The sequence below is a fragment of the Streptomyces fructofermentans genome (assembly GCF_014651055.1).
Taxonomy (GTDB): Bacteria; Actinomycetota; Actinomycetes; order Streptomycetales; family Streptomycetaceae; genus Streptomyces; species Streptomyces fructofermentans.
Map to the genome: position 1 here is coordinate 126,542 of NZ_BMWD01000027.1, position 19,343 is coordinate 145,884.

Annotated in this window: 15 protein-coding genes; 8 read left to right on the forward strand and 7 right to left on the reverse strand. The window is 72.9% G+C overall.

Annotated elements, in window-relative coordinates; genetic code table 11:
* The first annotated feature begins 144 nt into the window (after positions 1-144).
* From IE265_RS30380 to IE265_RS30395, 4 genes are all read left to right on the forward strand, one after another.
* Positions 145-453 carry a YtxH domain-containing protein gene (locus IE265_RS30380; RefSeq protein ID WP_190038938.1) on the forward strand — a complete coding sequence of 103 codons (309 nt, stop codon included), beginning with the start codon at positions 145-147 and terminating at the stop codon, positions 451-453.
* Between the two features lie 63 nt (positions 454-516).
* Positions 517-1,971 (forward strand): FGGY family carbohydrate kinase, encoded by a 1,455-nt coding sequence (locus IE265_RS30385; protein WP_190038939.1) that lies wholly within the window; start codon positions 517-519, stop codon positions 1,969-1,971.
* A gap of 315 nt (positions 1,972-2,286) precedes the next feature.
* Entirely contained in the window at positions 2,287-4,020 is a 1,734-nt protein-coding gene (locus IE265_RS30390; protein ID WP_190038940.1) for an ABC transporter ATP-binding protein, read from the forward strand.
* On the forward strand, positions 4,020-5,948 hold the full coding sequence (locus IE265_RS30395; RefSeq protein ID WP_190038941.1) for an ABC transporter ATP-binding protein: 1,929 nt from the start codon (positions 4,020-4,022) through the stop codon (positions 5,946-5,948). The genes IE265_RS30390 and IE265_RS30395 overlap by 1 nt, the downstream gene beginning before the upstream one ends.
* 88 nt (positions 5,949-6,036) lie before the next feature.
* Here the strand turns inward: IE265_RS30395 and IE265_RS30400 are convergent, their stop codons facing one another.
* The gene (locus IE265_RS30400) at positions 6,037-7,323 is read right to left on the reverse strand and encodes an RNA polymerase sigma factor (RefSeq protein WP_190038942.1); all 1,287 of its coding nucleotides are present in this window, start codon (positions 7,321-7,323) and stop codon (positions 6,037-6,039) included.
* A 138-nt stretch (positions 7,324-7,461) separates the two neighbouring features.
* On the opposite strand from IE265_RS30400, the gene IE265_RS30405 reads away from it, so the two are divergent.
* Together IE265_RS30405 and IE265_RS30410 are read left to right on the forward strand one after the other, a co-directional pair.
* Positions 7,462-8,115 (forward strand): hypothetical protein, encoded by a 654-nt coding sequence (locus tag IE265_RS30405; RefSeq protein ID WP_190038943.1) that lies wholly within the window; start codon positions 7,462-7,464, stop codon positions 8,113-8,115.
* On the forward strand, positions 8,112-9,107 hold the full coding sequence (locus tag IE265_RS30410; RefSeq protein WP_190038944.1) for a nucleotidyl transferase AbiEii/AbiGii toxin family protein: 996 nt from the start codon (positions 8,112-8,114) through the stop codon (positions 9,105-9,107). The genes IE265_RS30405 and IE265_RS30410 overlap by 4 nt, the downstream gene beginning before the upstream one ends.
* Positions 9,108-9,117: 10 nt before the next feature.
* Here IE265_RS30410 and dnaG read toward each other — a convergent pair whose 3' ends face one another.
* From dnaG to IE265_RS30430, 4 genes are all read right to left on the reverse strand, one after another.
* Positions 9,118-11,022, reverse strand: a complete 1,905-nt coding sequence (dnaG, locus tag IE265_RS30415) for a DNA primase (protein WP_190038945.1) — start codon at positions 11,020-11,022, stop codon at positions 9,118-9,120.
* A 46-nt stretch (positions 11,023-11,068) separates the two neighbouring features.
* Positions 11,069-12,334, reverse strand: coding sequence for an NAD(P)/FAD-dependent oxidoreductase (locus IE265_RS30420; RefSeq protein ID WP_190038946.1), 1,266 nt, complete (start codon positions 12,332-12,334; stop codon positions 11,069-11,071).
* A gap of 115 nt (positions 12,335-12,449) precedes the next feature.
* Entirely contained in the window at positions 12,450-13,814 is a 1,365-nt protein-coding gene (locus IE265_RS30425) for a deoxyguanosinetriphosphate triphosphohydrolase (protein WP_229916721.1), read from the reverse strand.
* A gap of 61 nt (positions 13,815-13,875) precedes the next feature.
* Positions 13,876-14,778 (reverse strand): sirohydrochlorin chelatase, encoded by a 903-nt coding sequence (locus tag IE265_RS30430; RefSeq protein ID WP_190038947.1) that lies wholly within the window; start codon positions 14,776-14,778, stop codon positions 13,876-13,878.
* Between the two features lie 209 nt (positions 14,779-14,987).
* On the opposite strand from IE265_RS30430, the gene IE265_RS30435 reads away from it, so the two are divergent.
* Both IE265_RS30435 and IE265_RS30440 read left to right on the forward strand, forming a co-directional pair.
* Positions 14,988-15,677, forward strand: coding sequence for a SanA/YdcF family protein (locus tag IE265_RS30435; RefSeq protein ID WP_190038948.1), 690 nt, complete (start codon positions 14,988-14,990; stop codon positions 15,675-15,677).
* Between the two features lie 193 nt (positions 15,678-15,870).
* A complete protein-coding gene (locus IE265_RS30440) occupies positions 15,871-18,225 on the forward strand; it encodes a molybdopterin oxidoreductase family protein (RefSeq protein ID WP_190038949.1) in 2,355 nt (784 codons plus the stop codon).
* 93 nt (positions 18,226-18,318) lie between these two features.
* Here IE265_RS30440 and IE265_RS30445 read toward each other — a convergent pair whose 3' ends face one another.
* Together IE265_RS30445 and cutA are read right to left on the reverse strand one after the other, a co-directional pair.
* Positions 18,319-18,768 (reverse strand): gamma-glutamylcyclotransferase family protein, encoded by a 450-nt coding sequence (locus tag IE265_RS30445; RefSeq protein ID WP_229916723.1) that lies wholly within the window; start codon positions 18,766-18,768, stop codon positions 18,319-18,321.
* A 41-nt stretch (positions 18,769-18,809) separates the two neighbouring features.
* Positions 18,810-19,136: a divalent-cation tolerance protein CutA gene (gene cutA / locus IE265_RS30450; protein ID WP_190038950.1), complete on the reverse strand. Its 327-nt coding sequence runs from the start codon at positions 19,134-19,136 to the stop codon at positions 18,810-18,812.
* Positions 19,137-19,343: the final 207 nt, after the last annotated feature.

Here is a 19,343-nt window from a genome sequence, read left to right on the forward strand (position 1 = left end):
TGATCTTTGCATCGAACGTACCTACCTGGGTATTCGCCAGGGGGCGTGCGCTCGCTGCGACACATACATTAGCGCAAGCAGGGGGGTGCTCCGCCAATCGGTTCCCCCCGCGCCGATGACGACACAAGGGAAGGGTGGCCCGCCATGCTCTACCGGCTCACGTTCGTCGCCGGACTGGCCCTCGGATACGTGCTCGGCACGCGAGCCGGGCGAGAGCGCTACGAGAAGATGAGGAAGACCGCTCAGCAGGTCGCACAGAACCCCGCTGTGCGGAACACCGCCGAGACGGCGGCCCAGCAGGGACGCGAGATCGCCGGCAAGGCGTACCACGCGGTGAGCGAGAAGGTGGGCGACCGGGTCCCGGACTCGGTGGCCGCGCGCGTCCGCTCCCTGCGCGAACGCAACGCGAACGGCACGGGTGCCGAGGACGACTGGGGCACGAGCAACACCTAGCCGGAACGGGCGACTGCGCCCGACCGGTACGGCCTGCTCCGCTCGTACGGCAGAATTTCCGTCATGGGGATAGTCGCCGGGTTGGACAGTTCGCCCGATTTCACTCGCATCGTCGTCTGCGACGCGGAGAGCGGAGCCGTGCTCAGGCAGGGCTATGCCCCGCATCCGCTGGACGGCGTGCCGGAGGGCGGACGGCCCTCGGACGTCGACCCGCAGGCCTGGCTGCTGTCCCTGGGCGAGGCCGCGGGGGGCGGACTCCTCGAAGGGGTCCAGGCCATCGGCGTGTCCACGCAGCAGAACGCCCTGGTCCCGGTGGACTCCCAGGGCGGCACGGTACGCCCGGCGATCGTCGGTGGGGACAAGCGGGCGCAGGTCGCGGCCGCCGACCTGATCGACGTGCTGGGCGGCCGCGGTTCCTGGGCACAGGCCGTCGGGTGCGTGCCGCAGGCGGCGCAGCCCGTGACGAAGCTGCGCTGGCTCGCGAAGAACGAGCCCGAGGCCGCGATGCGCACGGCGATGCTGTTCCAGGCGCACGACTGGCTGGTGTGGCAGCTGCTCGGCCGCCCGGCCCGCCGGACCACCGACCGCGGCGGGGCCTCGGGCACCGGCTACTGGTCGGCCGCGACCGGCGCGTACCGTCCCGACCTGGTCGAGCTGGCCCTCGGGCACCAGGCGCTGCTGCCCGACGTGCTCGGGCCCTGGGAGGCCGCGGGTACGACGCCCGAGGGGCTGCTGATCTCGGCGGGCACGGGCGAGACGATGGCCGCGGCCTTCGGTCTGGGGATCGGTCTGGGCGACGCGGTGGTCTCGCTGGGCGCCTCCGGTTCCGTGATGGCGGTCCACCACGAGGCGCTCGTCGACTCCTCCGGGATGATCACCTCCCTCGCCGACGCGACCGGGATGCACCTGCCGGTCGTCACCACGCTCAACGCCGTACGGGCGCTTCGCGGGGCGGCCGAACTGCTCGGCGTGCCCGACCTGGAGGCGCTGTCGGACCTGGCGATGAAGTCCACCCCGGGCTCCCACGGCCTCGTGCTGCTGCCGTACCTGGAGGGCGAGCGGACGCCCAACCTGCCGCACACGGCGGGGACCCTGGCCGGGCTGCGGCGCGAGTCGATGAAGCCCGAGCATCTGGCGCGGGCCGCCTTCGAGGGCATGCTGTGCGGGCTCGCGGACGCGCTGGACGTGCTGCGCGGCCGGGGTGTCGAGGTGCGCCGGATCTTCCTGCTGGGCCAGGCCGCGGAACTGAGCGCGGTCCAGGCGTGCGCCCCCGCGCTGCTCGGGGCGCAGATCGTGGTGCCCCAGCCCGGCGACTACGCGGCGATCGGCGCGGCCCGCCAGGCCGCCTGGGCGCTCGGCGTCACGCAGGGCACGCTGCACCCGAGCCGGCCGCCCGCCTGGCAGGGTCCCGCCGCGCAGGTCCTGGACCCGGGCGAGGAGGTCGCGGTGGGGCAGGCCGTGCGCCAGCAGTACGTGTCGGTGCGGGAGCAGACCCACCCGGGGGCGTTCCGGTCCTGAGGTCCGGTGCTGAAGTCCGGTCGGCCGGAGGCCGGTGCTGAAGTCCGGTGCTGAAGTCCGGTCGGACGGAGGCCGTCCGGACCGCACAAGTACGCGCGAGCCCGCACGGGTCCGCAGCGGCGGACGAGTGCGGGCAGGCGGACCTCGGAGGGGTGCCCGGGGACCGCGGGACCGGGCCGGACCAGGACCTTGGTCGGATGCGGGTCGGTTCTTGGACCGGTCTTGGGTAAATCGGTTGAGGTAACACGGGTGGAGTGCCCGACGATGGGGCGAGGGCATGACCCGCCCTGTGCCGACCACTCCGAGAGACCCAGCGTGCTCATACGACTCCTGCGTGCCCACCTCAGGCCCTACAAGAAACCGATCGCCCTGCTGGTACTGCTCCAGTTCCTGCAGACCTGCGCCACGCTCTACCTTCCGACGCTGAACGCCGACATCATCGACAACGGTGTCGTGAAGGGCGACACGGGCTACATCCTGTCCTTCGGCGCCCTGATGATCGGCATCTCCCTCGCCCAGGTCGTCTGCAACATCGGCGCCGTCCACCACGGCGCCCGTACGGCCGCGGCGGTCGGCCGCGACATCCGGGGTGCGGTCTTCGACCGCGTGCAGTCGTTCTCCGCGCGGGAGGTGGGGCACTTCGGGGCGCCCTCGCTGATCACCCGCACGACGAACGACGTGCAGCAGGTGCAGATGCTCACCCTGATGACGTTCACGCTGCTCGTGTCGGCGCCGATCATGTGCGTCGGCGGCATCGTCCTGGCGCTCGGCCTGGACGTACCGCTGTCCGGGGTGCTGCTGGCCGTCGTGCCGGTGCTGGGAATCTCGGTGAGCCTCATCGTGCGCCGGCTGCGGCCCCTGTTCCGCACGATGCAGGTGCGGCTGGACACGGTGAACCGCGTGCTGCGCGAGCAGATCACCGGCAACCGGGTCATCCGCGCCTTCGTGCGCGACTCGTACGAGGAGGAGCGCTTCCGGACGGCGAACACCGACCTCACCGAGGTGTCGCTCGGGACCGGCCGGATGCTGGCCCTGATGTTCCCGATCGTCATGACCGTCGTGAACGTGTCGTCCATCGCGGTGGTGTGGTTCGGCGCCCACCGGATCGACAGCGGGGACATGGAGATCGGCGCGCTCACCGCGTTCCTCGCCTACCTCATGCAGATCGTCATGTCCGTGATGATGGCCACCTTCATGTTCATGATGGTGCCGCGCGCCGAGGTGTGCGCCGAGCGCATCCAGGAGGTCCTGGACACGTCGAGCAGCGTCGTGCCGCCGAAGGCGCCCGTCCTGGAGCTGCGCAGGCACGGCCACCTGGAGATCCGGGGCGCGGGCTTCCGCTACCCGGGTGCCGAGGAGCCGGTACTCAGGGCCGTCGACCTGGTCGCGCGCCCCGGTGAGACGACCGCCGTGATCGGGTCGACGGGCAGCGGCAAGTCGACCCTTCTGGGGCTCGTGCCGCGGCTGTTCGACGCCACCGACGGCGAGGTGCTGGTGGACGGCGTCGACGTCCGGACGGTCGAGCCGCAACTGCTCGCCCGCACCGTCGGCCTCGTACCGCAGAAGCCGTACCTGTTCGCCGGGACCGTCGCCACGAACCTGCGGTACGGCCATCCGGACGCGACCGACGAGGAGTTGTGGCACGCGCTGGAGGTGGCGCAGGCCCGGGAGTTCGTGGAGGCCCTGGAGAACGGCCTCGACGCTCCGATCGCGCAGGGCGGCACGAACGTCTCGGGCGGGCAGCGGCAGCGGCTCGCGATCGCGCGGACCCTGGTGCAGCGCCCGGAGATCTACCTGTTCGACGACTCCTTCTCGGCGCTCGACTACGCGACGGACGCGGCCCTGCGCTCGGCTCTCGCGCGGGAGACCGCCGAGGCGACCGTCGTGATCGTCGCCCAGCGGGTGTCGACGATCCGGGACGCCGACCGGATCGTGGTCCTCGACGAGGGCCGCGTCGTCGGGACGGGCCGCCACCACGAACTGATGGCGGGCAACGAGACCTACCGGGAGATCGTGCTCTCCCAGCTCACGGAAGCGGAGGCAGCCTGATGGCCGGGCCCATGGGTCGAATGATGGCCGGGGGCGGCCCGGACCAGCGCTCGATGGACTTCAAGGGGTCCGGCAGGCGCCTGCTCGCCCGGTTCAAGCACGAGCGGAGCACCCTCTACGGGATGCTCGGCGCCGTGGTGGTCAGCGTGGGCCTGTCCGTGCTGGGGCCGAAGATCCTCGGGCGGGCCACCGACCTGGTGTTCGCGGGCGTCGTCGGGCGGGAGATGCCCGCGGGGCGGACCAAGGCCGAGGTCCTGGCGGAGATGCGGGAGCGCGGTGACGGCAGGACCGCCGACATGCTCTCCGGGACCGACTTCACACCGGGCGAGGGCGTCGACTTCGGCGCGGTCGCCGAGGTGCTCGGGATCGCGCTCGCGGCGTTCCTCGTGGCCGGTCTGCTGATGACCGTGGCGACGCGGCTGGTGAACAGAGCGGTCAACAGGACCATGTACCGGATGCGCGAGGACGTGCAGACGAAGCTGTCCCGGCTTCCGCTGTCCTACTTCGACCGGCGGCAGCGCGGCGAGGTGCTCAGCCGTGCCACCAACGACATCGACAACATCGGGCAGACGCTCCAGCAGTCGATGGGCCAGCTCATCAACTCGCTGCTGACCATCATCGGCGTCCTCGTGGTGATGTTCTGGGTCTCGCCGCTGCTCGCGCTCGTCGCGCTGGTCACCGTGCCGCTGTCCTTCGTCGTCGCCACCCGCGTCGGCAAGCGGTCGCAGCCGCACTTCGTGCAGCAGTGGCGGACCACCGGCAGGCTCAACGCGCACATCGAGGAGATGTACACCGGGCACACCCTGGTCAAGGTCTTCGGACGGCAGCAGGAGTCGGCTGCGCAGTTCGCCGAGGAGAACGAGAAGCTGTACGAGGCCGGTTTCCGGGCGCAGTTCAACAGCGGGGTCATGCAGCCGCTGATGATGTTCGTGTCCAACCTGAACTACGTGCTGGTCGCGGTCGTGGGCGGGCTGCGGGTGGCGTCGGGCGCGCTGTCGATCGGTGACGTGCAGGCGTTCATCCAGTACTCGCGGCAGTTCTCCATGCCGCTCACGCAGGTCGCCTCGATGGCCAACCTCGTGCAGTCCGGGGTCGCCTCCGCCGAGCGGATCTTCGAGCTGCTGGACGCGGAGGAGCAGGCGGCGGACCCGGTGTCCGGCACCACGCCGGTGGAGCTCCGGGGGCGGGTGGCGCTGGAGGGCGTCTCGTTCCGCTACGACCCGGAGAAGCCCCTCATCGAGGACCTGTCGCTCAAGGTGGAGCCCGGGCACACGGTGGCGATCGTGGGCCCCACGGGTGCCGGCAAGACGACGCTGGTCAATCTGCTGATGCGGTTCTACGAGGTCACCGGCGGGCGCATCACCCTCGACGGGGTCGACGTGGCGGACATGTCCCGGGACGAACTCCGGGCCGGTATAGGCATGGTGCTCCAGGACACCTGGCTGTTCGGCGGGACGATCGCGGAGAACATCGCGTACGGGGCCTCGGGCGAGGTGACCCGCGGGGAGATCGAGGAGGCGGCCAGGGCCGCGCACGCGGACCGGTTCGTCCGGACGCTGCCCGACGGGTACGACACCGTGATCGACGACGAGGGGTCCGGGGTGAGCGCCGGCGAGAAGCAGCTCATCACGATCGCCCGGGCCTTCCTGTCCGACCCGGTGATCCTCGTGCTGGACGAGGCGACCAGTTCCGTGGACACGCGGACCGAGGTGCTCATCCAGAAGGCGATGGCGAAGCTCGCGCACGGCAGGACGTCGTTCGTGATCGCGCACCGGCTGTCGACCATCCGGGACGCGGACACCATCCTCGTGATGGAGGACGGCTCCATCGTCGAGCAGGGCGCGCACGCCGAACTGCTCGCGGCGGACGGCGCGTACGCGCGGCTGTACCGGGCGCAGTTCTCGCAGGCCGCGGTGGAGGTGGACTGACGGTCCCGGACGCCGGAGGGGCCGGAGCACGTGGCGCGGCCGCCACGGTCCGGCCCCTCCGGCGTTCGCGGGCGCGTCCGCCCCGCGCTCAGTCCAGGTAGCCCCTGAGCTGGTCCGCGAAGGCGTGGTCGCGCAGCTTGTTCAGGGTCTTGGACTCGATCTGGCGGATGCGCTCCCGGGTGACGCCGAAGATGCGGCCTATCTCCTCCAGCGTGCGCGGACGGCCGTCGGCGAGTCCGTAGCGGAGCTGGACCACCTTGCGCTCTCGCTCGCCGAGCGTGGAGAGCACCGCTTCCAGGTGCTCCCTGAGCAGCAGGAACGCCGCAGACTCCACCGGGCTGGCCGCGTCGCCGTCCTCGATCAGGTCGCCGAGGGCCACGTCGTCCTCCTCCCCCACGGGGGCGTGCAGGGAGACGGGTTCCTGGGCCAGGCGCAGTACCTCGCTGACGCGTTCGCCCGTCAGGTCGAGATGCGCTGCGACCTCCTCGGGAGTGGGTTCGTAGCCGCGTTCCTGGAGCATCCGGCGCTGGACCCGTACGACCCGGTTGATCAGTTCGACGACGTGGACGGGCACCCGGATCGTCCGGGCCTGGTCGGCGAGGGCGCGGGACATGGCCTGGCGGATCCACCAGGTCGCGTAGGTCGAGAACTTGTAGCCGCGGGCGTAGTCGAACTTCTCGACGGCCCTGATCAGGCCCAGGTTTCCCTCCTGGACGAGGTCGAGCATGGTCAGTCCGCGTCCCACGTACCGCTTGGCCACGGAGACGACGAGCCGCAGGTTGGCCTCGATGAGGCGCCGCTTGGCCATCCGCCCCATGACGACCAGTTTGTCGAGGTCGAGGGCGAGTTGGCTGTCCAGGTCGACGGCGAGGCGCAGCTTCTCCTCGGCGAAGAGCCCGGCCTCGACGCGGCGCGCGAGTTCGACCTCCTCGGCCGCGGTGAGCAGCGGGATGCGGCCGATCTCGCGCAGGTACTGGCGGAACAGGTCGGACGAGGGGCCGCCGGTGTCCGTGCGTCCGCGAGGCAGTTCGACGGGCTCGGGTGCCTCGGTCTCCACGAGGACGGACGGCGGCTCGTCCGGTTCGGCGGCGCCCTCCGGTTCCGTCCCGGGGTGGTGCGCGCCACGGCTCTGCGGCGGTACGGCCGCGAGCACGCCGGGATCGGCGTCCTCCTGCGTGGTGTCGTCGGTCTGGTCGAGGGTCTGGGTCTGCACGGGAGCGACCTCCAGGAATGTCGCTGCTGAGGCGTGCGGCAGCGGTACGTCGGGGATGGGGTCGACGGCCTCGCCGCTGTCCATCCCGAAGTCATTGAGCGGAACCGCGGGGACATCGGACCCGTCGCGTGCGGGTCGGCCGCGCTCCGAGGACTCAGGCACCGGAACCCAGTGTGGAGTACGACACATCGTCGCCACGAGGGGCGTGCGGTGACTTTTTGAGTCCGGTGCGTGACCGCGCGGTTACCCTCGCGGGAATCTCGTGTGCCTGTTCGTGCCCTCATCTGGCACGATTCCCGCGTGTCCGGTTCCCTCTACGAAACCCATGTGACGGTCCACTGCGCCGACGCCGTCGAGTTGGAGCGGCTGCGACGGTGGGCGGCCGCGTCCGCCCTCAAGGTGACGCACATCGTGCTGTTCCGCGGACGGACACCGTCGCAGCCGATGGTCACGTTGTCGGGTTCCCCGTCGTACGCCGCCGAATCGGCGCGGGCGCGGGAAGTCGTGGCGCGCCTGGAGGCGGACGGCTTCGCACCCGTCCGGGTCAAGATCGAGTCGTCCCCGTGGGCGCCCGAGGTGCCGCGCGAGCCCGGCGAACAGGACGGCGGCGCACAGTACTTCGAGCACCACGTGAAGCTGCTGCTCGGTGCGGGCGCCGACATGGCGGCCCTCGCCGCCCGGGTCGTCCCGCACGGCGCCCATCTGTCGTGGAACGCGCGGCGGGTGCTGGCCGGCGGACGGCACGAGCGGTTCGTGACGCAGAGGTGCCGGGGTGTGGACGCCGCGGGGGCGGGGCGGGCGCTCGATCGACTGCTCACGGAGCTGGAGGGGTTCGAAGTGACTGATGTGGAACGGGAGTTCGTGCTCCACGACAGCGATCTGTCCGTCGACGACGGGTGGATCGACGACGTCGTACCGGACGGGACCACGACAGCGCGGGGGGTACGGGGATGAACCGGGCCTGGCTCAGGGCGATCCGTGACGGGCTGCCCGCGCCCAAGGACGGGCTGGACGAGGCGACGCGCAGGAACGAGGAGCTGCCCCGCACGCTGCACGTCGTGCCGGACCGCGACGCCGAGCAGCGGCTGGTCTTCGAACCGGCCCTCAAGCACTACCCGAACGCGTACCGCGCCACCGACCCGGGCTTCTCCGACCCGGCCAGGGGCGACGCCTGGCGCTCAGCGCGGCGCCGTGCGCTGGACATCGTCCTCGCGGCGGTCTCCGGCTCGGAGTGGGCCGACTCGCTGGTGCTGCGCGGCAGTGTGCTGATGGCGGCCTGGTTCGGGGAGGCCGCGCGCGAGCCGGGTGACCTCGACTTCGTCGTCGTACCGCACACCCGGGGCATCGACGAGCCGTACACCGCCCGGATGCTCGACGGCATCGCGGCGGCGGCGCAGGCGCTGGCCGCCGAACGCGGGTCCGAGGTCGCCCTCTCGGCGGCGGGCGCCGTCGTCGAGGGCATCTGGACCTACGAGCGGGTGCCGGGCCGCCGGATGGTGCTGCCCTGGAGCGCGCCCGGGCTGCCCGGCGGCCATGTCCAGCTCGACTTCGTGTTCGAGGAGCGGCTGGCCGAGGAGCCCGCGCCCGTGGAGCTGCCGGGCGGCACGGTCGTGTGGGCCGCGACGCCCGCGCTGTCACTGGCGTGGAAGCTGATGTGGGTGATCAACGACATGCACGCCCAGGGCAAGGACCTGTACGACGCCGTGCTGCTGGCCGAACGGCATCCGCTGCCGTACGAGCTGCTGCACGAGGTGTTCCGGCTCTCGGGCGAATGGCCCCACCCGTACCTCGAGGGCATCGGCCTGGCGGACGTGGTGGAGGCGGTCGGGTACGTCGAGTGGAACCACTTCGCCACCGAGTACCCGCGGTTCGCCGACGACGAGCGGGAGTTCGCACAGCGGCTGGTCCGGGCGGTGACCGCGACCTTCGAGGGCCGCGGGGACTGAACCCGTCCGGTCAGAGCGCGCCGGCGCCCTTCTCGCGCAGGGCCTGGTCGTACTGCTGGAGGACCCACAGCTCGTTCTGGACGGCGGCCAGGTGCACCGGATCGCCGTGGGCGCTGGCGCGGGCCAGGGTGCCCTGGACGTCGCGGACCCGGCGCTCGACGGCTCGGCGCCGGACGGTCACGAGTTGCTCGCCCGCGTAGTTCTCGTCGACCGTCTTGCGCATGATGGCCTCGACGGCCAGCTCCGTGACCATGGCCCTGACGACGTCGTCCGGGGCGGTCTCGCGGACCCTGACCAGGTACTCCTGGGGGTCCTGGACGCCGTGCTCGGCACCGCCCGCCTCCATGATCGCCTCACGGACCGCCGCGTACGGAGGGGCGGTGAACTCGTCCGTCCCGTACGCGTCGAACGCCGGGGAGACCAGCTCGGGGCGCTGGAGGGCGAGCTTGAGCAGTTCGCGCTCGGTGGCGAAGACCGGGTTGCGCAGCGTGAGGGCGGGGCCCGAGGCGGGCCGGGGGCCGCCCTCGTAGCCCTGCGGGGGGCGGCCGCGCTCGGCGGGACCCGGCCCCTTGCCGCCCCGGTCGCGGGCCCAGCGGGCGAGCTGGGCGACGCGCTTGACCACGAACTGCGTGTCCAGGATGCCGAGCATGCCCGCGAGCTGGACGGCGACCTCGTGCTGCGCGCCGCTGTTCTTGATGCGCGCCACGACGGGCGCGGCCTCGTCGAGTGCCGAGGCGCGGCCCGCGGGGGTCTCGAGGTCGTAGCGGGCGAGGATCTGGCGCAGTGCGAACTCGAAGAGCGGGGTGCGCGGTTCCACCAGGTCGGCGACCGCCTCGTCGCCCTTGGCGAGGCGCAGCTCGCAGGGGTCCATGCCGTCCGGGGCGATCGCGATGTACGTCTCGGCGGCGAACTTCTGGTCGTCCTCGAAGGCCCGGAGCGCGGCCTTCTGGCCGGCCGAGTCGCCGTCGAAGGTGAAGATCACCCGTGCCGAGCCGTTGTCCATCAGCAGGCGTCTGAGGATCTTGATGTGGTCGCCGCCGAAGGCGGTGCCGCAGGTGGCGATGGCGGTCGTGATCCCAGCGAGGTGGCAGGCCATCACGTCGGTGTAGCCCTCGACCACGACGGCCCGGCTGCTCTTGGCGATGTCCTTCTTCGCCAGGTCGATGCCGTAGAGCACCTGCGACTTGCGGTAGATGGGCGTGTCGGGCGTGTTCAGGTACTTCGGGCCGTTGTCCGACTCGTACAGCTTGCGGGCGCCGAAGCCGACGACCTCGCCGCCGATGTCGCGGATGGGCCACATGAGCCGGCCGCGGAAGCGGTCGATGGGACCGCGCCTGCCCTCCTGCGAGAGGCCCGACAGGAGCAGCTCCTTGTCGGTGAAGCCCTTGCCGCGGAGGTAGCGGGTGAGGTGGTCCCAGCCCTGGGGGCTGTAGCCGACGCCGAAGTGGGCGGCGGCGGCCTGGTCGAAGCCGCGCTCGGCGAGGAACGTGCGGCCGGTGTCCGCCTCCGGGCCGGTGTCGAGCTGCTCGGTGTAGAACTGGGCGGCGATCTTGTGGGCCTCGACCAGGCGGATGCGCTCGCCGCGCTGGTGGGAGGGGTTGTACCCGCCCTCCTCGTACCGCAGGGTGATGCCCGCCTGGCCTGCGAGCCGCTCGACCGCCTCGGAGAACGAGAGGTGGTCCACCTTCATCACGAAGGTGATCGTGTCGCCGCCCTCCTGGCAGCCGAAGCAGTGGAAGAACCCCTTGCTCGGGCTGACCTGGAAGGAGGGCGACTTCTCGTCGTGGAACGGGCACAGACCCTTGAGGTTCCCGCCGCCCGCGTTGCGGAGCTGGAGGTACTCGGACACCACGGCGTCGATCGGGACCGCGTCCCGAACCGCCTTCACGTCCTCGTCGTTGATCCTTCCGGCCACGCGTGAATTCTACGGTGGTGGTGTGACAGTCGAGCGCCGCGGCGGGTCACGGGACCAGGCTGTCCAGCGGCACGTGCGGGTCCGCGAGCGCCTCGCTGTCCACCTGTGCCTTCGAGCGGATCAGCTGCTGGACCGGTTCTGTGACGTCCCACACATTCACGTTCATCCCGGCCAGCACGCGTCCGTCCCTCAGCCAGAAGGCGACGAACTCGCGCTTCCCCGCGTCTCCGCGGATCACCACATGGTCGTAGGTGCCCGGGGGCGCCCAGCCCGAGTACTCGAGCCCGACGTCGTACTGGTCGGAGAAGAAATAGGGCACCCTGTCGTACGTCAGCTCGCGGCCCAGCATCGCCCGGGCCGCCGCCGGGCCGCCGTTCAGGGCGTTCGCCCAGTGCTCGACGCGCAGCCGGGTGTCGAACAGGGAGTGGTGGAAGGCCGCCACGTCGCCGGCCGCGTGGATGTGCGGGTCGGAGGTGCGCAGCCGCTCGTCCACCACGATGCCCCCGCCGTGGGCGTGGTCGGCGATCTCCAGGCCGGCCGCCTCGGCGAGTCCGGTGCGCGGGGCCGCTCCGATCGCGGCGAGGACGTCGTGCGCGGGATGCTCCTCGCCGTCGTCCGTACGGGCCGCCAGGACCATGCCGTCCTGGCCGATGATCTCCGTGAGCCGCGCGCCGAAGTGGAAGCGGACGCCGTGCTCGCGGTGCAGCTCGGTGAAGATCTCGCCCAGCTCGGGGCCGAGGACCCCGTGCAGGGGGGTCGGCTCGGGCTCGACGACGGTGACCTCGGCGCCGTACTCGCGGGCCGCCGCCGCGATCTCCAGGCCGATCCAGCCGGCACCCGCGATCACCAGGTGGCCGTTGTCGCGGCCCAGGGCGGCCAGGACGTGCTTGAGTCGCTCGGAGTGGGCGAGGCGCCGCAGGTGGTGGACGCCCGCCAGGTCCGTGCCGGGGATGTCCAGCCGCCGCGGTTCGGAGCCGGTCGCGATGAGCAGCTTGTCGTAGTGCACGAGCGTGCCGTCGTCGCCGAAGCGGATGGTGCGCGCGCTCCGGTCGATCGCGTCGACGGTCTGGCCGAGGTGCAGCTCGATGTCGTTGCGGGCGTACCAGGCGGGCTCGTGCACGAAGACACTGTCCCGCTCCTCCTTGCCGAGGAGGTAGCCCTTCGACAGCGGCGGGCGTTCGTACGGGTGGTCGCGTTCGTCGCAGATCAGCAGGACGCGGCCGGTGAACCCCTCCGCCCGGAGCGTCTCGGCCGCCTTCGCGCCGGCCAGGCCGCCTCCGACGATGACGAATGTCTGATCTGCGTCGACCACTTGATGCCTCCTCGTAAGGATGTCGCCATCTGCGAGCCTCCCGCACGGAGCGTGATGCGGGAAGGGGGTGTGGCCCGATCAGGCCACGGAGTGTCACGTCGACGGCTCGATCCCGTCACTGCCGTCCCCTGAGCCGCGCGTGCAGGGAGCGCGCCGAGGCGTCCGTCAGGGACGCGATCTGGTCCACGATCACCCGCTTGCGGGCCCGGTCGTCGGCCGCCTCGTCGAACAGCGCGCGGAACTGCGGGTCGAGGCCGTCGGGCGCGCGGGCGGTGAGGGCCTCCGCGAGTTCGGCGACGACGATCCGCTGGTCGGCGCGGAGCCGCTCCTGCTCGGCCCGCTGCATCACGTACCGGACGGCGACGGCCTTGAGCACCGCGCACTCCAGGCGGGCGGCGCGCGGGACGACCAGTTCCGCCGCGTACCGGGTGAGCCGGCCCGTGCCGTACGTCGCGCGGGTCGCGCCCTCCGCCGCGAGGCAGAACCGGCCGATGAGCTGGCTCGTGGCGTCCTTCAGCCGGGCCTGCGCGACCGCCGAGCCGTCGTAGCCGTGCGGCCACCAGTCCTGCTCCAGCAGGCGGTCGAGGGCTTCGGCGAGTTCCGCGGGTTCGGTGTCCGCCGGGACGTACCGGCCGACGGCGATGCGGAGGATCTCCTGGCGCTCGGGCTCGGCGTGCAGGCAGCCGGGGTCGATGTGACCGGCGTGCAGGCCGTCCTCCACGTCGTGCACCGAGTACGCCACGTCGTCGGCCCAGTCCATGACCTGGGCCTCGAAGGTGGTGCGGCCGTCCGGTGCGCCCTTGCGGACCCAGTCGAAGACGGGGCGGTCGTCCTCGTACACCCCGAACTTCGGGGAGCCGGGGTCGGCCGGGTGCGCGCCGCGCGGCCAGGGGTACTTGGTGGCGGCGTCGAGGACGGCACGCGTGAGGTTGAGGCCGACGCTGACGAGCTCGCCCGAGTCCACGCGCACGAAGTGCTTGGGCTCGATGCGCGTGAGCAGCCGCAGCGACTGCGCGTTGCCCTCGAAGCCGCCGCAGTCCTCCGCGAACGCGTTCAGCGCCTGTTCGCCGTTGTGCCCGAAGGGCGGATGGCCCAGGTCGTGGGAGAGGCAGGCCGCCTCGACGAGGTCGGGGTCGCAGCCGAGGGCCGCGCCCAGCTCACGCCCGACCTGGGCGCATTCGAGGGAGTGGGTCAGCCGGGTGCGGGGGCTGGCGTCCCAGACCTGGCTGCTGGTGCCCGGTGTGACCACCTGGGTCTTGCCGGCGAGCCTGCGCAGCGCGGAGGAGTGCAGCACACGCGCGCGGTCGCGCTGGAAGGCCGTGCGGCCGGGCCGCTTGTCCGGTTCGACGGCCCAGCGCTCCACCGCCGTGCCGTCGTACGCGGCGGGGCCCTGCCCCGCCGTGGGGTCGTGGGCGGTGTCCTCGTGCCGGGGTGGCCGTGTCCGTGGTTCCGGGTGTGGGGGTGACGCGCTGCCTGCCATCCTCCGACACTAGACGCAGGCACCGACGAACGGGACGCGGGCGGCCCGGGGCCGCCGCACGTCAGGCCGGGGCGAGCCGGCGCTCCCCGGCGGCGTCCGCGGCGGCGAGGGCCCGGTCGTAGCGGTGCAGGACGAGCCGTGCCACGGCCGGGTGGGCGCCGAGCGGGGCGGCGGCGATCCACGGGGCCGCGGCGGCGCACTCGGTCGCGAACCTGCCGGGAGCCGTGAAGTAGGAGGCGACCGCGGTCCGGTGGCGGCCCCGGGAGGCGAGGGCCCGCACGGCGTGCCCGACCGTGGGCGCCGCCGCGGAGGCGTACGCGGGGACGACCGGCACGCCGAGGCGCTCGGCCAGCAGCACGGCGGTGCGGCGGGTGTCCACGGCCGCCTCGGGGTCGCGGGACCCGGCGGCGGCGAGCACGACCCCGCTCGCCCGGCGCTCGGCGGCGCCGCGCGGGGTGCGCCAGCCCGCTTCGACGAGCCGCTCGTGCAGGGTCTCCACGAGCAGCGGGTGCGGGCCGAGGGGCGCGGCCACCCGGGTGCGGGCCGGCGAGGCGGCGGCGGCCAGCGGGATGTCCTGCTTGACGTGGAAGCCGCGGCTGAGCAGCAGCGGGACCAGGACCGCCTCGGCGGTGCCCAGGGCGGCGAGCGTGTCGGGCAGCAGGGGCGCGTTCAGTTCGATGTGCCCGAGGTGCACGGGCAGGCCGGGGCGCAGCCCCCGGATCCGGTCGGCGAGGGCGCGCACGGTGCTCAGGGCACGCGGGTCCCTGCTGCCGTGGCCGACCAGGACGAGTGCGGGCGGGACGGGACGCCGGGTGCCGTCGAGGGACACGAGGCTGAGCTGACTGCCGAGCTGGCTGGTGATCCGGTTCATGAGTTGCGCCGTACTGTCGAGGTGGGCGCCACGCAGCGGCTGGCCGCCGCGGCGGGGCTCGGACTCGTCGCGAAGAGGGTTCGACGCCGTCATGCACCGATGGTGCCGGGCGGAGGTTGCCTCCCCGTTGCACGGGAATGACAGGTGTTTTCCGGGGGATCACCGCGGGGTGCGGGCGCCCTGTGAGGTGCCCCGGACGGCCGCCCCGGCGCACCGTACCCGGCGGACGTGCTCCGCGCGGCAAACCGGATCATGTCCGTACGCGTCCTCAGCGACGAGGCCACCAGGGGAGGGACCGTCCGATGCGTCGTCCGAGACTGCGTCCGCCACGCCTGCCGCGCACCCGTCGGGGGCAGCGGCGCGCGGTGCAGGCGGTGATGGCCGGCTGCGTGCTCGCCCTGCTTCCCGCCACGTGGATGTGGACGGTGACCGGCGACCGGCTGCGGACCACGGCCGACGTGCCGCGCACCGAGGTCGCGGTCGTGTTCGGGGCGGGTCTGTGGCGCGGCGAGCCGTCGCCCTATCTCGCCCACCGGCTCGACGCGGCGGCCGAGCTGTACCGGGCCGGCCGTATCGAGGTGGTACTGGTCACCGGGGACAACAGCCGCGAGGACTACGACGAGCCGGACGCGATGCGCGCCTACCTCACCCGGCGGGGCGTGCCGGACGCGCGGATCGTCAGCGACTACGCGGGCTTCGACACCTGGGACTCGTGCGCGCGGGCCAGGAGGATCTTCGGGGTCGACGAGGCCGTCCTGATCAGCCAGGGCTTCCACATCCGGCGCGCGGTCGCGCTGTGCGAGGAGGCGGGGGTCCGCTCGTACGGGGTCGGGGTGGCGGAACCGCACGACACGACCTGGTACTACGGGGGCGCCCGCGAGGTACTGGCGGCCGGGAAGGCGCTGCTGGACGCCGTCCTCGAACCGGACCCGCGCTTCCTGGGGCCGCGGGAGCCGGGAGTGGACCGGGCGCTGGCGGCCGCGGACGGCTGACGGCTGACGGCGCCTCCCGGGCCGCTCGGGCCGCCGGGCCTCTCGGGCCGCTCGGGCCGCCGGGCGTTCGACGTGCTGGAGCGGGTCCCGGTCGCGCCCTCACGTCCGGCCGGGGCGCGCGGGGAGGTCCCCGTGCCTGCCGCGTAACCGGGTGCGCGCCGACGCGTAACACGTGCGACGCACGCTGGGCGGCATGGACACCTCCGCGACGCCCACCCACTGCCCGTACTGCGCCCTGCAGTGCGGGATGAACCTGACACCCGTGGCCGGCGGCGGCGTGGTGGAGGTGTCGGAGCGCGTCGACTTCCCGGTGAACCGGGGCGCGCTGTGCGGCAAGGGCCGTACGGCGCCCGCGCTGCTGTCCCGCGCCGTGCGGCTGACCCGGCCCCTGGTGCGGCGCTCCGGCGTGCTGGAGCCGGCCGGCTGGGACGAGGCGCTCGACCGCGTCGCCGAGGGGCTGTCCCGCACTCGTTCGCGGTACGGCCCCGACGCGTGCGGGGTGTTCGGCGGGGGCGGGCTGACCAACGAGAAGGCGTACGCGCTCGGGAAGTTCGCCCGGGTCGTGCTCGGCACCTCGCAGATCGACTACAACGGCCGCTTCTGCATGTCGTCGGCGGCGGCCGGCGGGATCAAGGCCTTCGGGCTGGACCGCGGGCTGCCCTTCCCGCTGGAGGACATCCCGGCGACGGGGTGCGTGGTCCTCGTCGGCTCGAACCTCGCCGAGACCATGCCGCCCGCCCTGCGCTACCTCACGGAACTGCGGGAGAACGGCGGGCGGCTGATCGTCGTCGACCCGCGCCGCACGCGCACCGCCGAGCAGGCCGACCTGCACCTCGCGCCCCGGCCCGGCACGGATCTCGCGCTCGCCCTCGGCCTGCTGCACCTGGTGGTCGCCGAGGGCCGTACGGACGAGGCCTACATCGCGGAGCGGACGAGCGGCTGGGAGGCGGCACGGGCGGCGGCGATGGCCCACTGGCCGGAGTACGTGGAGCGGATCACGGGGGTGTCCGTTCCCCAACTGCGCGAGGCCGTAAGGATGTTCTGCGAGCCGGAGTCCGCGATGGTGCTCACCGCGCGCGGTCCTGAACAGCACTCCAAGGGCACGGACACGGTCGGCGCGTGGATCAACCTCTGCCTGGCGACCGGCCGTCCGGGCCGGCCCAGGTCCGGCTACGGGTGCCTCACCGGGCAGGGCAACGGGCAGGGCGGCCGCGAACACGGCCAGAAGGCCGACCAGTTGCCCGGGTACCGCAAGCTGGACGACCCGGCGGCACGGCGCCACGTGGCCGAGGTCTGGGGCGTCGACCCCGACTCGCTGCCGGGACCGGGCCGCAGCGCGTACGAGCTGCTGGACGCGATGGGCACGGACATCCGCTCGCTGCTGCTGATGGCCTCGAACCCGGTGGTGTCCGCGCCACGGGCCGCCCACGTCGAGGAGCGGCTGCGCTCGCTGGACTTCCTCGCGGTCGCGGACGTGGTGCTGTCCGAGACGGCGGAACTCGCGGACGTCGTGCTGCCGGTCACCCAGTGGGCCGAGGAGAGCGGCACGACGACCAACCTGGAGGGCCGCGTCCTGCTGCGCCGCCGGGCGGTCGCTCCCCCGGAGGGCGTCCGCAGCGACCTGTACGTACTGCACGAGCTGGCCGACCGCCTGGGCGTGGAGAAGGGCTTCCCGACGGACCCCGAGGAGGTCTTCGAGGAGCTGCGCCGGGCCAGCGCCGGCGGACCGGCCGACTACTCGGGCATCACCTACCGCCGGCTGGCGGAGGAGAACGGGGTGTTCTGGCCGTGTCCCGCCGAGGCTCCGGAAGCCGCCGACGCGCCGGCGGGACCGCACCCGCGCGCGACGGGTCCGCGGGCCACGGCTCCCGGCACCACGGGTCCGCAGGCGGAGGGTCCCGCCACCACGGGTCCGCGTGCCGCGGGTCCCGGCGGCGGGGGCGCGTGGGACGGCGCAGAGCCCGCGTCCGACGTCCTCCCGGAAGGGTCCCCGGAGAGGCGGGCGGGCCCGGAGGACGCGGGGGCCGGTACGGCCGGCGTCCCGTCCCACCCCGGAACCCCGCGCCTGTTCCTCGACCGGTTCGCCACTCCCGACGGCCGCGCCCGGTTCGTCGCCGTGAACCACCGGCCGCTCGCGGAGGAGCCGGACGACGAGTACCCGGTCCTGCTGACCACGGGGCGGGTCGTGGCCCAGTACCAGTCGGGCGCCCAGACCCGGCGGGTCGACGAGCTGAACGCCGCGGCACCCGGCCCGTTCGTGGAGCTGCATCCCCGGCTGGCCGGGCGGCTGGGGGTGGCGGAGGGTGATCCGCTGGCCGTGGTGTCCCGGCGCGGGCGTGCGGTGGCGCCGGCGCGGATCACCGCGTCGATCCGGCCCGACACGGTCTTCATGCCGTTCCACTGGCCGGGCGAGGGCCGGGCCAACACCCTGACCAACCCGGCGCTGGACCCGACCTCGCGCATGCCCGAGTTCAAGGCGTGCGCGGTCCGCGTGGAACGGGCGGACCCGCAGGGCGGGACCGGGCGGGCGGAGCGGCCGGGCGGGTGAGGCGCGCGGGCCGGCGCCGCGCTCGCCGTCCCGGGCGCCACGAGGCCGCCGGGGAACGTCCGCCCGGTACCGTCCGCGCACCCGCCCTGCGTGTCACCGGGTCCGCCAGTCGCCGCCCTCGATGAGTCTGCCGCCGGCCCGCAGCCCCCGCGCCACGGCTGGGGCCGCCACGTACACCCAGGCCCGTACGGCCGTGCCGTCCTCGCGGGCCACGTCGCGGGCCACGCGCTCGTAGAGGTTGGCCGGATCGCCCGGGGCGTACTCCTCCAGCCGGTCGAGTTCGGCGAGGAGCCGGCCGTACCGGTCGGGGGCAGCGGTCACCAGCGCACCGCGGACCGCGCCACCCGGTTCGTCGACTGCGTACGGATACCCGGGCCCGTCGTACAGCACCGCGCCGTCGAGCCGTCCCGGGACCTCGTGGAGCGTACGGCCGCGCAGGAAGAGGGCGTGGTTGGGCTCACCCGGCAGCAGGGTCCCGTAGACGAAGAAGGGCAGCCGGCTGCCGCGGTCCTCCGGGAGGAGGGCGCGGGCGGGGCTCCGCACGGGAGGGGCGGCACCCCCCGCGCCGGGCCCGGTCCCCCGCGTCACCCGGCGGTCTCCTTCTCCAGCCACTCCAGGTACGCCGCGCTGCCGCGCACCACAGGCGTCGCGATGATCTCGGGGGTGTCGTAGTCGTGCGCCGCGCGCAGGTGCGCCTCCAGCTCCGCGTACCGCGTGCCCGTCGTCTTGAACAGCACCTGCCACTCCTGGGCCGTCTCGATCCCGCCCTTCCAGCGGTAGACGGACGTGACCGGCCCGGAGATCTGCGCGCAGGCGGCGACCCGGGCCTCGACCGCGCCGCGGGCGAGGGCCTCGGCCTTCTCCTGGGCGTCGGTCGTGGTCAGGACGGTGAGCCAGTCGGACACAGTCATGGTCCTTATCCCCTTCCAGAACTCGCCGGTCCTTTGCAGAAACGATTCTGACCCCTCACACGTCCGCCCGTCATCCGCTATGGACATGACACCGGGTGGGCCCCTGGAACTGGGCGGACGTCCGCGTGCCCCCACCACGCACCAGGCGGATTCTAGAGATGCTCGCAACACCTGATGGCTTATGCGGCCGTTAGTAGATCACGTAGG

Bases quoted from the DNA above. Each gene is read 5' to 3' on its own strand.
- IE265_RS30380 (WP_190038938.1), top strand. From the start codon at position 145: ATGCTCTACCGGCTCACGTTCGTCGCCGGACTGGCCCTCGGATACGTG.
- IE265_RS30385 (WP_190038939.1), top strand. From the start codon at position 517: ATGGGGATAGTCGCCGGGTTGGACAGTTCGCCCGATTTCACTCGCATC.
- IE265_RS30395 (WP_190038941.1), top strand. From the start codon at position 4,020: ATGGCCGGGCCCATGGGTCGAATGATGGCCGGGGGCGGCCCGGACCAG.
- IE265_RS30410 (WP_190038944.1), top strand. From the start codon at position 8,112: ATGAACCGGGCCTGGCTCAGGGCGATCCGTGACGGGCTGCCCGCGCCC.
- IE265_RS30425 (WP_229916721.1), bottom strand. From the start codon at position 13,814: ATGGCAGGCAGCGCGTCACCCCCACACCCGGAACCACGGACACGGCCA.
- IE265_RS30430 (WP_190038947.1), bottom strand. From the start codon at position 14,778: ATGACGGCGTCGAACCCTCTTCGCGACGAGTCCGAGCCCCGCCGCGGC.
- IE265_RS30435 (WP_190038948.1), top strand. From the start codon at position 14,988: ATGCGTCGTCCGAGACTGCGTCCGCCACGCCTGCCGCGCACCCGTCGG.
- IE265_RS30440 (WP_190038949.1), top strand. From the start codon at position 15,871: ATGGACACCTCCGCGACGCCCACCCACTGCCCGTACTGCGCCCTGCAG.
- cutA (WP_190038950.1), bottom strand. From the start codon at position 19,136: ATGACTGTGTCCGACTGGCTCACCGTCCTGACCACGACCGACGCCCAG.